The 14,737-nt window shown below is 62.1% G+C and carries 10 protein-coding genes; 8 read left to right on the top strand and 2 right to left on the bottom strand.

The window, feature by feature from the left end:
- Window positions 1–111: 111 nt before the first annotated feature.
- Window positions 112–1,506, bottom strand: a complete 1,395-nt coding sequence (locus FQ668_RS05880; RefSeq protein WP_003251772.1) for a PhoH family protein — start codon at window positions 1,504–1,506, stop codon at window positions 112–114.
- Between the two features lie 281 nt (window positions 1,507–1,787).
- Entirely contained in the window at window positions 1,788–2,915 is a 1,128-nt protein-coding gene (locus FQ668_RS05875; RefSeq protein WP_144179933.1) for a polysaccharide deacetylase family protein, read from the bottom strand.
- 137 nt (window positions 2,916–3,052) lie between these two features.
- Here FQ668_RS05875 and yaaA point away from each other — a divergent pair, with 137 nt between their 5' ends.
- From yaaA to FQ668_RS05835, 8 genes are all read left to right on the top strand, one after another.
- On the top strand, window positions 3,053–3,832 hold the full coding sequence (yaaA, locus tag FQ668_RS05870) for a peroxide stress protein YaaA (RefSeq protein ID WP_019439211.1): 780 nt from the start codon (window positions 3,053–3,055) through the stop codon (window positions 3,830–3,832).
- Window positions 3,833–4,675: 843 nt separating this feature from the next.
- The gene (locus FQ668_RS05865) at window positions 4,676–5,992 is read left to right on the top strand and encodes a nucleotide sugar dehydrogenase (protein WP_004577139.1); all 1,317 of its coding nucleotides are present in this window, start codon (window positions 4,676–4,678) and stop codon (window positions 5,990–5,992) included.
- A gap of 86 nt (window positions 5,993–6,078) precedes the next feature.
- On the top strand, window positions 6,079–7,560 hold the full coding sequence (locus FQ668_RS05860) for a glycosyltransferase family 2 protein (RefSeq protein ID WP_003251762.1): 1,482 nt from the start codon (window positions 6,079–6,081) through the stop codon (window positions 7,558–7,560).
- 37 nt (window positions 7,561–7,597) lie between these two features.
- Window positions 7,598–8,764 carry a PilZ domain-containing protein gene (locus FQ668_RS05855; protein WP_019439210.1) on the top strand — a complete coding sequence of 389 codons (1,167 nt, stop codon included), beginning with the start codon at window positions 7,598–7,600 and terminating at the stop codon, window positions 8,762–8,764.
- A 10-nt stretch (window positions 8,765–8,774) separates the two neighbouring features.
- A complete protein-coding gene (algK, locus tag FQ668_RS05850; RefSeq protein ID WP_019439209.1) occupies window positions 8,775–10,220 on the top strand; it encodes an alginate biosynthesis TPR repeat lipoprotein AlgK in 1,446 nt (481 codons plus the stop codon).
- Window positions 10,217–11,695 (top strand): alginate export family protein, encoded by a 1,479-nt coding sequence (locus tag FQ668_RS05845; protein ID WP_053868114.1) that lies wholly within the window; start codon window positions 10,217–10,219, stop codon window positions 11,693–11,695. The genes algK and FQ668_RS05845 overlap by 4 nt, the downstream gene beginning before the upstream one ends.
- Before the next feature lie 22 nt (window positions 11,696–11,717).
- Window positions 11,718–13,277, top strand: coding sequence for a mannuronan 5-epimerase AlgG (gene algG / locus FQ668_RS05840; protein ID WP_003251754.1), 1,560 nt, complete (start codon window positions 11,718–11,720; stop codon window positions 13,275–13,277).
- Window positions 13,278–13,290: 13 nt separating this feature from the next.
- Window positions 13,291–14,730: an alginate O-acetyltransferase gene (locus tag FQ668_RS05835; protein WP_014592309.1), complete on the top strand. Its 1,440-nt coding sequence runs from the start codon at window positions 13,291–13,293 to the stop codon at window positions 14,728–14,730.
- Window positions 14,731–14,737: the final 7 nt, after the last annotated feature.

Below are 14,737 nucleotides of genomic sequence, written 5' to 3'. Positions count from 1 at the left end.
GCAGTGTAAACCTGTGGGTCAGGTTTGAGCAGAGGTATGTGTCGCCAGGTTTGGCCTCTTCGCGGGCGTGCCCGCGAAGAGGCCGGGCAGTAATCTGCCCGGCTGCAGGGTTTACAAATGCGACTCGGCGTACTCGGCCAGCACCGAGCGAGGCACGCCCTGCAGGGTGATGTGCACGCCATGGGGGAAGTCCTTGAAGCGCTCGGTCAGGTAGGTCAGGCCCGAGCTGGTCGCGGACAGGTAGGGGGTGTCGATCTGCGCCAGGTTACCCAGGCAGACCACCTTGGAGCCGGAGCCGGCACGGGTGATGATGGTTTTCATCTGGTGCGGCGTCAGGTTCTGGCACTCGTCAATCAGGATCAGGCTCTGCTGGAAGCTACGGCCACGGATGTAGTTCAGCGACTTGAACTGCAGCGGCACGCGCTCAAGGATGTATTCGACGCTGCCATGGGTGCTTTCGTCATCCATGTGCAAGGCTTCGAGGTTGTCGGTGATGGCGCCCAGCCACGGCTCCATCTTCTCTGCTTCGGTACCCGGCAGGAAGCCAATCTCCTGGTCCAGCCCCTGCACGCTGCGGGTGGCGATGATGCGCCGGTAGCGCTTGCTGACCATGGTTTGCTCGATGGCCGCAGCCAGCGCCAGGATGGTTTTACCGGAGCCGGCGGCGCCGGTCAGGTTCACCAGGTGGATATCCGGGTCCAGCAGGGCGAACAGCGCCAGGCTCTGGTGAATGTCGCGTGGTTTCAGGCCCCAGGCTTCCTGGTGCAGCAACGGTTCCTGGTGCAGGTCGAGCAGCAACAGTTCGTCGTCACGAATGCCCTTGATCCACCCGACGAAGCCCTGCTCATCGATGATGAACTCGTTGACGTGCACGGCTGGCAGGTTGTCGATCATCTGCACCCGATGCCAGGTGCGGCCGCGCTCCTGGCGGGTATCGACCTTGCTCACGCGGTCCCAGAACGAGCCGGTGACCGAATGGTAGCCCTTGGACAGCAAGGACACGTCATCGACCAGTTGGTCGGTGCTGTAGTCCTCAGCCGCTATACCGCAAGCGCGCGCCTTCAGGCGCATGTTGATGTCTTTGGTGACCAGCACGACGTCCAGGTCGGTGCGCCGGGCCCGGACTTCGAGCAACTGGTTGATGATGATGTTGTCGTTGAGGTTTTCCGGCAGCAGCTTGTTCGGCTCGTTGCGCGGGGTCATCAGGATGGACAGGAACCCCTTGGGGCCGCTCTTGTTGCGCTGGATCGGTACGCCCTGCTCGACATCGCTGGGCGAAGCGTCACCGAGGGTCTGGTCTATCAGGCGGATGGCCTGGCGGCATTCGGCGGCGATACTCTGTTTGCCGGTCTTGAGCTTGTCGAGTTCCTCCAGCACCGTCATCGGGATGGCGACATGGTGCTCCTCGAAGTTCAGTAACGCGTTAGGGTCGTGAATCAGGACGTTGGTATCGAGCACATACAGGATTGGCTTGCTGGAGGAAGGGTTGCGTCCTTGGTCATCCATACTCGGTCACCTTATGTCGAAGCCACACGGCGTGGTCTGTTACGCCGCAGAGTGACTGCCGCTGTCCCCGTATCCGCGTTGTTACGGGCGGGAAGCGAACCTGGCTAGGTGGGCCTGGATGACGCCACCTGTGCTGCAGGAATCGGCTGTCTGGTTTCTTCATACCGCAAAAACCATGACCGAAAAAAGCACTTTTACGTATTTTTGAAGTTTATTTTTCCGATTGACGAAGAGGCCTTGGCGCCAGCGTCAGAGGGGACTACGCTCAAAAGTCATACCCTCTATTCGCGGTATCCATATTCCCGGCAATCCTCCCAGCCGATGCCGCTTTGCGCGGTATTGCGCAGCAGCCAATCCACCGCCGGCTGCGCCTTGGGAAGGCTGTCATGAAACTGGATCACGCCCTTGCGCCACAACAACATCAGGGTCAATACGCGCTGTGCGGATGCCTCTGCGCTCAATGCACCGTCATCCTGGACATCAATGTCCCACAACGATACCCGCAACTGCTGGCGGGCCATGAACGCCTCGCCGTCAGCCCGGCGCTGGCCATAAGGTGGGCGGAACAGCGGCACATACTGATCGGGCAGATCAGCCTGCACCCGCGCCTGGCTGCGCCGCAGCGAATCCTGCCAGTCGGTCCACTGCGCATGGGAGCGGTACTCCCACCCCTGGATACCCACGCACTGCCCGTCATAGAGCTGGCGCAAGGCGTTTGCCGCCGCGCCATCACGGCGTTGCTGCAAGCGGTTACCGAGCGTGAAGAACGTGCCTTCGAGCTTTTGCCGGCGCAGGTAATCGGTGAGTAGATCCGTACTGCCCCCCTCGGGCCCGGGCCCGCCGACAAAGGTCAGCAGGAACATGCGGTCGTTCAGTTCGTCACCCTTGCGCTCACGCGAAGACAACCGCTCAATTTCGCTGCTGGTCTGCGGCAGCAACGCCGCCTTGCGCAGTTGCTCGTCCAAGTAGCGGACATGGAACTGATGGCTCGGCTCGATCCAGCCGGTATAGAACGCACCGACATCAGCAGCGAACGTCGCCGCTTGTGTACGCAACTCCGCCATGGACGTAACCGGGTAACAGAATGATGCATCCTGCTCACAACTGCGCTGCGCCTGTTGATACCCCTCCCACAACCGCTGCCACATGCGCGCCCGAACCTGGCGCACCTTCTGCAGGTTGATCTGCCGCAGCCCCAGCCGGGCCGCCAGGCTTGCGTCATCCAGCAACTCGCTTTCGTGCAGCACTTGGGCGAACGACAGGATTTCTGCCCGAGAGGCAACATCGAACAGCGCCGGGCTGTCCAGCTGTTCCGGCCACAGGCTGCGGTCCAGGCTGACCTGAGGTGAAGGGGCGGCTTGCACGGCCAGGCTCAGCAGGCCGGCCAGCAAGGCAGAAGCAATGCGCACAGTGGAAGGCTCCGCAACGGCAAAACGCGAACTATAGCGCCTGCACCGACCATGGGTTGTGACTATCGTCGCCATAGTTTGGACTTGTACCGCCCACCCCGTAGAATCCTCGGCCAACGATGCCAGGAGCCGACCCGATGCTGACGGTGATTTCCCCCGCCAAGACCCTCGACTACGACACCCCGCCAGTGACCGAGCGTTTCACCCTGCCCCAGTACCTGGATGAATCCCAGGCCCTGATCCAGCAGCTGCGCGAACTGTCGCCGGCGCACATCAGCGAGCTGATGCACCTGTCCGACAAACTCGCCGGCCTGAATGCTGCGCGCTTTGGCAGCTGGACCCCAGACTTCACCCCGGCCAATGCCAAGCAAGCGCTGCTGGCGTTCAAGGGTGATGTATACACCGGCCTCGATGCCGAGAGCCTGAGTGAAGACGACTTCAGCTACGCTCAGGACCACCTGCGTATGCTCTCGGGCCTGTATGGCCTGCTGCGCCCGCTCGACCTGATGCAGCCCTACCGCCTGGAGATGGGCACCAAGCTGGCCAACGCCCGCGGCAAGGACCTGTACGCCTTCTGGGGCACGCGCATCAGCGAATGGCTGAACCAGGCCCTGGCCGACCAAGGCGATGACGTGCTGTTGAACCTGGCCAGTAACGAGTATTTCAGTGCAGTGAAACGCAGTGCACTGAAAGCCCAGGTGATCAACGTCGACTTCAAGGACCAGAAAAACGGCCAGTACAAGATCATCAGCTTCTACGCCAAGAAAGCCCGCGGCATGATGAGCCGCTTCGTCATCCAGCAGCGCATCAGCAACCCGGAACAGCTCAAGCAGTTCGATGCTCAGGGGTACTACTACAGTGCCGAGCAGTCCAGGCCGGACCATTTGGTGTTCCTGCGCGATCACCCCTCGGAGTGAACCTGGAACGCCCCCTTCACAGCCAAACCCGCTCTTACAGGTAATGCGCTACCTGTAAGAGCGGGTTCACCCGCGAAGAGGCCAGCAGCCCATACCCCCTCTCTGCCCTGCAACAGGGCACGCTGCAAACCGCCATAACGCCATTAATCCGACGCCAGAAATCCAGCACACCCACCTTTATCGCCAAACGCCATAAGACCGTTCATACCTTTTTTGACGAATTCTGAAAAAAAATTTCAGATGCTGGCATAAAAATATCTCGCAACAGTTACGCCCTTGATACACCGGGGCGAAACACCCGCGTGCTATCAAATTGAAACTGTCCGCAACTGAATAAATATTTAGAAATCTTTCATTCGAGCGAAACCGGCTCAGGAACTTCTCCCAAAGCCAATCGCTCATAGTGCCGTAACGATTTTCCTGCCTACGGGCTGTGAGAGATGACTTACAGATGACAACGGTGGGCATCCACTGCCCGCCATAAGAAATTCGACAGGTATCACGGAACCCTCCGAAGACCTTGTCCATGCAGGAGAGACGCGTCCCTTACAAATCGTCCTAGTGGTTGATTTCAAAGGATTTATTCACTTGAAAAAACAAGCACAGCAACGCGCCAAGTAGCGCATTGCAATAAAGACGGCTGCATTTCAGGGCACGTTTTTTAATGAATGGCTATTGAATGCCAACTTTGAGCGCATAACTTTTTGCGTTCCGGATTTATTTTGCCTGCGCTCGGCGAAGTGTGCATTCGCCATGGATCCGTGCGCCCGAAAACTGTTGTTAATCAACCCAGCCCGGCTCTCTGCGGAGGCGTCGGCGTGATAAACACATGAGGTGATAGCGATGCGTATCAGCATCTTTGGTTTGGGTTATGTGGGTGCAGTCTGTGCAGGCTGCCTGACGGCGCGTGGCCATGAAGTGATCGGTGTGGACGTGTCCAGCACCAAGATCGACCTGATCAACCAGGGCAAGTCGCCCATCGTCGAACCTGGCCTGGAAGCACTGCTGCAACAGGGCATCGCCAATGGCCGCCTGCGCGGTACTACCGACTTCGCCGAAGCCATCCGTGCCAGCGATGTATCGATGATCTGCGTGGGCACCCCCAGCAAGAAAAACGGCGACCTGGGCCTGGAGTACATCGAATCCGTGTGCCGCGAAATCGGCTACGTGCTGCGTGACACCACCCGCCGTCACACCATCGTGGTGCGCAGCACCGTACTGCCTGGCACGGTCAAGAACGTGGTCATCCCGATCCTCGAAGACTGCTCGGGCAAGAAGGCCGGCGTCGACTTCGGTGTGGCGGTCAACCCGGAATTCCTGCGTGAAAGCACCGCCATCAAGGACTACGACCAGCCACCGATGACGGTCATCGGCGAACTGGACAGCGCCAGCGGTGACATCCTCCAGGCCCTGTACGAAGAACTCGACGCCCCGGTCATCCGCAAGCCGATCGAAGTGGCTGAGATGATCAAGTACACCTGCAACGTATGGCACGCCACCAAGGTCACCTTCGCCAACGAAATCGGCAACATCGCCAAGGCCGTGGGCGTCGATGGCCGCGAAGTGATGGACGTGGTCTGCCAGGACAAGGTCCTCAACCTGTCCCAGTACTACATGCGCCCTGGCTTCGCCTTCGGCGGCTCTTGCCTGCCCAAGGACGTACGCGCCCTCACCTACCGCGCCGCCAGCCTCGATGTCCGTGCACCGCTGCTCGACTCGCTGATGCGCAGCAACGAATCGCAGGTGCAGAACGCCTTCGAGCTGATCGAAGCCCACGACAAACGCAAGGTCGCCCTGCTGGGCCTGAGTTTCAAGGCCGGCACCGACGACCTGCGCGAAAGCCCGCTGGTGGAACTGGCCGAGCGCCTGATCGGCAAGGGCTACCAGCTGGACATCTACGACGAGAACGTCCAGTACGCCCGTGTTCACGGCGCCAACAAGGACTACATCGAGTCGAAGATCCCGCACGTGTCGTCGCTGCTCAACGCCAACCTGCAGCAGGTGATCGACAACGCCGACATCATCGTCCTCGGCAACCGTGACGAGCAGTTCCGTGCGCTGGCCCTGCAAGCGCCAGCCGGCAAGCAGGTGATCGACCTGGTCGGCTTCATGAACAAACCGACCAGCACCACCGCCCGTACCGAAGGCATCTGCTGGTAAGTGCCCGGCCGGGCAGCGATGAGGCACTCGACAAGAGCCGCCTCCTCGCTGCCCACCCTTTCCCGAATTCTCGACGGATGCTGAACATGCAAAGGCTCCAGACAGTGCTGTTGCAGTGCGCCGGGTGGCTGCTCTACATGAGCCTGCTCATGCTGATCGCCCTGGCCCTGCCAGCTGATATCTTCGACTCGCAGTCGAAGCACTTCATCTTCCTGGTCGGCGCAGTCGGCATCTGGCGCTACTCCATGGGCGCCACCCATTTCATCCGCGGCATGATCTTCCTCTACGGCGTGTACCCGTACCTGCGCCGCAAGGTGCAGAAAATGGGTAATGCCACCGACCCGTCGCATGTCTACCTGATGGTCACCAGCTTCCGTATCGAAGCACTGACCACCGCCCAGGTGTACAGCTCGGTGATCCGCGAGGCGATCAACTGCGGCTTCCCCACCACCGTGGTCTGCTCGCTGGTGGAAATGTCCGATGAACTGCTGGTGAAGAGCCTGTGGGCCAAGTACAACCCGCCGGCCCACGTGAAGCTGGACATCGTGCGTATCGCCGGTACCGGCAAGCGCGATGGCCTGGCCTACGGCTTCCGCGCCATCTCGCGCATGCTGCCGGACGAGAACGCCGTGGTGGCGGTGATCGACGGTGACACCGTGCTGGCCGACGGCGTGGTGCGCAAGACCGTACCGTGGTTCAAGCTGTTCCCCAATGTGGGCGGCCTGACCACCAATGAATTCTGCGAAGTGCGTGGCGGCTACATCATGAGCGAGTGGCACAAGCTGCGCTTCGCCCAGCGCCACATCAACATGTGCTCGATGGCCCTGTCCAAGCGCGTACTGACCATGACCGGGCGCATGTCGATGTTCCGCGCCAGCGTGGTGACCAACCCCGAGTTCATCGCCGACGTCGAAAGCGACTCGCTGATGCACTGGCGCCTGGGCCGCTTCAAGTTCCTTACCGGGGACGACAAGTCCAGCTGGTTCAGCCTGATGCGCCTGGGCTACGACACCTTTTACGTGCCGGACGCCGCCATCAACACGGTCGAGCATCCGCCGGAAAAAAGCTTCCTCAAGGCCAGCCGCAAGCTGATGTACCGCTGGTACGGCAACAACCTGCGGCAGAACTCACGGGCACTGGGCCTTGGCCTGCGTCGCCTGGGGCTGTTCACCAGCATCGTGTTGTTCGACCAGCGCGTGTCGATGTGGACCAGCCTGCTGGGCCTGACCGTGGCGGTGATCGCCAGCCTCAAGTTCGGCATGGCCTTCTTGCTGGTGTACCTGCTGTGGATCGGCATCACCCGCCTGATCCTCACCATCATGCTGCTGTGCTCCGGCCACAACGTAGGCCCGGCCTACCCGCTGATTCTCTATTACAACCAGATCATCGGCGCGCTGATGAAGATCTACGTGTTCTTCCGCCTCGACAAGCAGTCGTGGACGCGTCAGCCCACTGCCCTCAAGCGTGACCTCGCCAGCTTTCAACAATGGTTCAACACCTGGTCCTCGCGGACCATGACCTTCTCGGCTGCCAGCATCTTCGTTGCTGTGCTGTTCATGGTCGTGTGAGCCAAACCCGGATCGGATCTAACAGGAACAAACCACCATGAATACCGCCGTGAACGTCAATGTCGTGCATGAGTCCGAAGCCCAGCGCCAACACGCCCGGGTACGCATTCCCGCCAAACTGCGGTTCCTGGACGCCCAGCGCCAGGTCCACGAAGTCAAGGTCGAAGACCTTTCTGCCGGCGGCCTGAGCTTCTACACCAAGCAACCGCAGTCGGTGGGCGATGTGCTGCGCGGACGCCTGCAGTTCGTGGTCGACAACCTGGGCCTGTCGATGGACATCGAGTTCCAGGTGCGCTCGTACAACCCGGACAATGGCCGTATCGGTGCGCAGTTCCAGAACCTTGAACCTCGCGACATCGCCACGTTGCGGCACATCATCACCAGCCACCTGTCGGGTGAGCTGATCAGCATCGGCGACGTACTCAGCACCCTGCAACGCGACAACTTCACCAAGGCGCGCAAGCAGAAGGACGGAGGGTCGGGCCTGAGCGCCTTCGGCCGCTTCAAGGCAGTCACCGTCACACTGGGCGTGTTCGTGGTCGGCGTTGCGGCCTTCGGCTTCGTCGCCAAATCGTTGTATGGCATGTATTTCGTCAGCCACGCCGAAGCCGGTGTGGTCGCAGTGCCGACCACCAACGTCACCATGCCGCGCGACGGTACCGTAAGCAGCCTGGTCGAAAGCGGTGGGCAGATCGCCAAGGGCGCGCCATTGGCCAGCTTCACCACCAGCATGCTGGACATGCTCAAGGGCAACCTTGAAGACGCACAGCTGGAGCCGGCGAAGATCGAGGAGCTGTTCGGCAAGCAGCTGTCCGGCACCCTCACCAGCCCCTGCGATTGCGTGGTCGCGCGCCAGTTGGTGGACGACGGCCAGTACGCCGCCAAGGGCCAGCCGATCTTCCAGCTGATCCCACGCACCACCACCCCGATGGTCGAAGCGCGCTTCAGCTACCGCCAATTCGACGAGGTCAAGCCGGGTACCCGGGTCAACTTCCAGGTGGCCGGCGAAGACGAAGTGCGCACCGGTCAGATCGTCAGCAGCACCAGCCTCAACAGCGAAGACCTGTCCTCCGACATCCGCGTGCAGATCAAGCCAGACAGCGGCCTGCCGGCAGAACTGGCCGGCCGCCCGGCCTCGGTCAACAGCGACCGTGGCCCATCGCTGAACTGGCTGATCGACAAAGCCGTGGCCCGTGGCCTGTGAGGGACGGACAATGATCTCTGATACCAACACCCGCTCCCACAGGGTCCGCGTGAACCTGGGATTGTGTGCACTGGCCGCCGCCATCACCCTGGCCGGCTGTGCCGGCCTGCCCGACCAGCGCCTGGCCAACGAGGCCATGAAGCGCGGTGACACGGCATTGGCCGAGCGCAACTACAAGGCGCTGGCCGACCTGGGCTACAGCGAAGCGCAAGTCGGCCTTGCGGACATCAAGGTGGCCACCCGCGACCCCTCGCAAATCAAGGAAGCCGAAGCCACCTATCGCGCTGCAGCCGCTACGTCGCCACGCGCCCAGGCGCGCCTTGGCCGCCTGCTGGTGGCCAAGCCGGACAGCACCCAGGCCGAGCGCGAAGAAGCAGAGACCCTGCTCAAGCAAGCGGCCGGTCAAGGCGAAAGCAACACCCTGATCCCACTGGCGATGCTCTACCTCAGCTACCCGCAGAGCTTCCCCAAGGTCAACGCGCAGCAGCAGATCGACCAGTGGCGCGCCGCCGGCAACCCGGAAGCGGGCCTGGCCCAGGTGCTGCTGTACCGCACCCAGGGCACCTACGACCAGCACCTGGGCGAAGTGGAGAAAATCTGCAAGGCCGCGCTGAACACCACCGACATCTGCTACGTCGAACTGGCCACCGTGTACCAGAAACGCGGCCAGGCCGACCAGCAAGCCGCCCTGCTCGGCCAGCTGAAATCCGCCTATGCCCGTGGCGCTGTCCCGGCCACCCGGGTTGACAGCGTGGCCCGGGTGCTGGCCGATCGCAGCCTTGGCCAGACCGACGAAAAAACCGCCAAGGAGCTGCTCGAGCAAGTAGCCCCGGCCAACCCGGCGTCCTGGGTCAGCCTGGCACAGCTGGTATACGACTTCCCAGAACTGGGCGACACCGACCAGTTGATGGCCTACATCGACAAAGGCCGCGAAGCTGAACAGCCACGCGCCGAACTGCTGCTGGGCCGTCTGTACTACGAAGGCAAAACCCTGCCAGCCGACGCTCAAAAAGCCGAGCAGCACCTGCAAGCCGCTGCCGAAGCCGGTGAGATCAGCGCCCATTACTACCTGGGCCAGCTTTACCGCCGCGGCTACCTGGGCAATGTCGAGCCGCAGAAGGCCGTCGACCACCTGCTGGCCGCCGCCCGTGGCGGGCAGAACAGCGCCGACTATGCCTTGGCTCAGCTGTTCAGCGAGGGCCACGGCATCCGCCCGCAACCGGGCAACGCCTGGGTGTTCGCCCAGCTGTCGCAGGCCAACCCGACGCCGCAATCAGCCGAACTGCTGCAGCAGCTCGACCAGCAACTGACACCTGACCAGCGCAACCAGGCCCAGCAACTGCTGGACCAGGAAAAGCGTGCACGCGGCAGCATGGCGCAGGGCGCGAATAGCACCCTGGCCCTCGAAGCCCTGCAAGACGACGAAAAAGAAGTAGACGGTGAGGACTCGCTATGACGCTCAATCCCTTCGTGAAAGCCGGCATCGGCCTGAGCTTCGCCCTGCTGTGGTCCTGCCCGACCCTGGCGGAAATGACCGCTGAAAAGAACTTCGGCCTGGACGTGAAAATCACCGGCCAGTCGGAAGACGACCGTGACCTCGGCACCCGCTCTGGCGGCGACCTCAACGGCCTGGGCCTGGACCTGCGCCCTTGGGTGTATGGCGAGCGCGGTAACTGGAGTGCCTACGCCATGGGCCAGGCGGTCGCTGCGACCGACACCATCGAAACCGACACCTTGCGCCAGAATGACGACGGCACCAGCACCGACACCGGCGACGACAGCCGTCAACCAGACAAAAGCTACCTGGCCATGCGCGAGTTCTGGGTCGGCTACAGCGGCCTTACCGCCTACCCAGGCGAGCAACTGCGCTTCGGTCGCCAGCGCCTGCGCAGCGATGATGGCATGTGGCGCGATACCAACATCGAAGCGCTGAACTGGACCTTCGACACCACGCTGCTCAAGGCCGATCTGGGCGTCGCCCAGCGTTTCAGCGAATACCGCACCGATCTCACCGAACTGGCGCCGGAAGACAAGGACCGCACCCACATCTACGGCAACGTCGCCACGCAGTGGACCCCTGGCCACTGGGTTGGCCTGCGCGCTCACCACACGCATGACAGTGGCAGCCTGAAGAACCCCGGCGAAACGGTCGACGCGCTGGACAAGTCCCGCACTGGCGACCTTACCTGGCTGGGTCTGGAGGCCAACAGCGACGCCTACAACTGGCGCAACGACCACACCGTGAATTACTGGGGCAGCGTCACCTGGCTAACCGGTGACCGCGACAAGCTGAGCACCCAGCAGGTGGGTGACGACCAGGTCGCCACCGGTAAGCAGAGCGGTGACGTCAACGCCTGGGCAACCGACCTCGGTATCCGCCTGCGCCTGGACCCGCAATGGCAGGTCGGCGCTGCCTACGCCCGCGGTAGCGGCGGCGGCGGCGATGACGGTTCGAACAACTTCGAGCAGACCGGCCTGGAGAGCAACCGCTCCAACTTCACCGGCACCCGCTCGCGTGTGCACCGCTTCGGCGAAGCGTTCCGCGGCGAGCTGGGCAACCTGCAGGCCGCCACCCTGTTCGCTTCGTGGCAGCTGCGTGACGACTATGACGCCAGCCTGATCTACCACAAATTCTGGCGGGTCGATGGCAACCAGAACATCGGCTCCAGCGGCATCAACGCCGTGGTCAACGACAACGGCGTGAACCGTCAGCTGGTCGACGGCGAGAAGGACCTTGGCCAGGAAATGGACGTGGTCGTGACCAAGTACTTCAAGCAAGGCCTGCTGCCGGCTTCGATGAGCCAGGCAATCGACGAGCCGTCAGCCCTGGTGCGCCTGCGTGCCGGTGTATTCAAGCCGGGCGACGCCTACGGCAAGGAAGCGGACTCGTACATGCACCGCGCCTTCGTCGACGTCATCTGGCGCTTCTGAGGCCGGTAGGGGACTGACCGTGATGAACCTTCACCCGCACTTACGTCACAGCCTGTTGGCCAGTGCCTTGCTGCTGGCAAGCGGCCTGGCCACTGCCGCAGAGCCCCAGGTGATCGCCAAGGAGCTGCAGCAGGCCAAGACCTATACGGTGGCCAGCGCACCGATAGAGCCGCTGCAGATGGACCCGCCAAAGCTGCCCGACCTCACCGGTTTCACGGCCGAGGCGGTGCAGAAGAAAATCGACCGCCGCCACAAGGGCAAGGTCAGCCTGCGCCGTATGTTCCAGGAGGACACCCTCAAGGAGTTCGTCGGCGGCGACAACAAGGCCGCCGAGTGGGTGCAGCGCCAGCACGGCATCCCGCAGGCGATCTTCGTCGATGACGGCCATGTCGACCTGACCGAGCTGAGCAAGAAGGTGCCCAAACAGTACTTCAGCGAAGTCGAGCCTGGGGTTTACCTGGCACGCCTGCCGATCGTGGTCGGGCAAAAGGGCATCCTCGAGATCGACGGCAAGGTCAAACAGCTGCGCCTGTCCCAGGAGGGCGGCGCATTTCTGGTCAATGACGGCAAGCTGTTCGTAACCGACACCCAGGTGACCGGCTGGCGGGAAAAGGACAACGGCCCGGCGACCTTCCGCTCGCCCAAGGAATTCCGCCCGTTTCTGCTGTCGTGGGGTGGTACCGAGACCTACATCGTCAATACGAAGATGGCCAGCTTCGGCTACGCCAAGTCCAAGTCGTATGGCGTGAGCATCTCGCAGTACACGCCGAACATGGCCAAGCGCATGGGCCGCCCGGAGCCCACCGGCTGGATCATCGGTTCGGAGTTCAGCGACATGTGGTACGGCTTCTACTGCTACGAAACCCAGGACTTCGTGATCAAGGACAGCACCTACCGCGACAACATCGTCTACGGCATCGACCCGCACGACCGTTCGCATCGCCTGATCATCGCCGGCAACACGGTGTACGGCACCAAGAAGAAGCACGGCATCATCGTTTCGCGTGAGGTCAACGACAGCTGGATCATCAACAACAAGAGCTACGACAACAAGCTCTCGGGCGTGGTGATCGACCGTAACAGCGTCAACAACCTGGTGGCCTACAACGAGATCTACCGCAACCACACCGACGGCATCACCCTGTACGAAAGCGGCGACAACCTGATCTGGGGCAACAAGCTGGTCAACAACCGCCGCCACGGCATCCGCGTGCGTAACAGCGTGAACATCCGCCTGTACGAAAACGTCGCCATGGCCAACGGCCTGGTCGGCGTATATGGCCACATCAAGGACCTGTCCGACACCGACCGCGACATCGCCCTCGACCCATTCGACACCAAGGTGTCGCTGATCGTGGTGGGTGGCGAGCTGTCGGCCAACGGCTCCGGCCCGCTGTCGATCGACTCGCCGCTGTCGGTCGAGCTGTACAAGGTGTCCATGCTCGCGCCACGCAAGGCCAGCGGCATCAGCCTCAATGGTGTGCTGGGCGAGCGCCAGGACGAAATCCTCGACCTGCTGGTACGCCAGCAGAAGGCTGTGCTGATCGACCCGGTCGAACGCCAGACCGAAATGATCGATTAAGGAAGCCCAGACCATGACTCCACACCTGATGAAACTGCTGGGCCTGTCCGCCGCCCTTCTGGCAATCAGCCAGGGCGCGCGCGCCGAAGACGTCAAGGCCCCGACCTTCAACGCCGAGCCCTGCTGCCAGTTGTGCCCTGAAGCGCACGATGCCAGCCGCTACACCACCCGCTATCAGCAAAACTTCACCACGCTGGTGCAGGCCCAAGGCGACTGGCTGTTCCGCACCCGCGAAGACCTGCGCACCGAGTTCAACACCACCCCAGCCGGCTACAAACGCCTGCAGCAAGTGCACGACGCGTTCAAGAAACGTGGCGTGGAACTGGTGGTGGTGTACCAGCCGACCCGCGGCCTGGTGAACCGCAACATGCTCAACCCGGCCGAAAAGGCCGCGTTCGACTACCAGAAGGCCCTGGGCAACTACCAGGCCATGCTCAAGCGCTTCGCCAGCATGGGCTACAACGTGCCCGACCTGTCACCGCTGACCAACGAGCAACTGGCCGCCGCTGACCAGGGCAAGGACTTCTACTTCCGTGGCGACCAGCACTGGACGCCGTACGGTGCCGAGCGCGCGGCGAAGATCGTGGCCGACACCGTGCACAAGATGCCGGCCTTCGAAGGCATCCCGCGCAAGGAATTCGAGACCAAGAAGTCAGGGCGCATGGGCAAGACCGGCACCCTGCACAACGTTGCCGGCCAACTGTGCGGCACCAGCTACGCCGTCCAGTACATGGACCAGTTCGCCACCGAGCCGAAAGGCGCGAGCGGTGGCGACGACCTGTTCGGTGACAGCGGCAATGCGCAGATCACCCTGGTCGGTACCAGCCACAGTGGCAAGAACTACAACTTCTCTGGCTTCCTCGAGCAATACATCGGCGCCGACGTGCTCAACGTCGCCTTCCCAGGCGGTGGCCTGGAAGGGTCGATGATCCAGTACCTGGGCAGTGAGGAATTCCAGAAGAACCCGCCGAAGATCCTGATCTGGGAATTCTCCCCGCTGTACCGCCTGGACCAGGAAACCATCTGGCGGCAAATCCTTGGCCTGCTCGACGACGGCTGCGACGACCGCCCAGCCCTGATGAGCGCCAGCACCACCCTCAAGCCTGGCAAGAACGAGCTGATGGTCAACGGCAAGGGCGGCGTGATCAAAGACCTGATCAACCGCAACCTGCAGATGGACGTCAAGTTCGAAGACCCCTCGGTGAAGGTATTGCAGGCCACCCTCTGGTACCTCAACGGTCGCCATGAGGACATCAAGCTGGAAAAACCGGAAACCTCCGACACCGACGGCCGCTTCGTCTTCCAGATGCGCGAAGACGAGGACTGGGCCAGCCAGAGCCTGCTGGCGTTCGAGGTACAAGGGCCGGAAAGCGGCACCCAGAAGGTCGAAGCCAAGCTCTGCAAACGCAACAACTTCGCCGTGCCCGCGCAGACCGCGCAGGCAGGCCAGTGAGGCGACC

The organism is Pseudomonas sp. Kh14 (genome assembly GCF_900291005.1).
GTDB lineage: Bacteria > Pseudomonadota > Gammaproteobacteria > Pseudomonadales > Pseudomonadaceae > Aquipseudomonas > Aquipseudomonas alloputida.
The sequence above is the reverse complement of the archived record's forward strand: the minus strand, read 5'-3'. Positions and strand labels throughout refer to the sequence as shown.

Bases quoted from the DNA above. Each gene is read 5' to 3' on its own strand.
- algG (WP_003251754.1), top strand. From the start codon at position 11,718: ATGAACCTTCACCCGCACTTACGTCACAGCCTGTTGGCCAGTGCCTTG.
- algK (WP_019439209.1), top strand. From the start codon at position 8,775: ATGATCTCTGATACCAACACCCGCTCCCACAGGGTCCGCGTGAACCTG.
- FQ668_RS05880 (WP_003251772.1), bottom strand. From the start codon at position 1,506: ATGGATGACCAAGGACGCAACCCTTCCTCCAGCAAGCCAATCCTGTAT.
- FQ668_RS05845 (WP_053868114.1), top strand. From the start codon at position 10,217: ATGACGCTCAATCCCTTCGTGAAAGCCGGCATCGGCCTGAGCTTCGCC.
- FQ668_RS05860 (WP_003251762.1), top strand. From the start codon at position 6,079: ATGCAAAGGCTCCAGACAGTGCTGTTGCAGTGCGCCGGGTGGCTGCTC.
- FQ668_RS05865 (WP_004577139.1), top strand. From the start codon at position 4,676: ATGCGTATCAGCATCTTTGGTTTGGGTTATGTGGGTGCAGTCTGTGCA.
- yaaA (WP_019439211.1), top strand. From the start codon at position 3,053: ATGCTGACGGTGATTTCCCCCGCCAAGACCCTCGACTACGACACCCCG.
- FQ668_RS05835 (WP_014592309.1), top strand. From the start codon at position 13,291: ATGACTCCACACCTGATGAAACTGCTGGGCCTGTCCGCCGCCCTTCTG.
- FQ668_RS05855 (WP_019439210.1), top strand. From the start codon at position 7,598: ATGAATACCGCCGTGAACGTCAATGTCGTGCATGAGTCCGAAGCCCAG.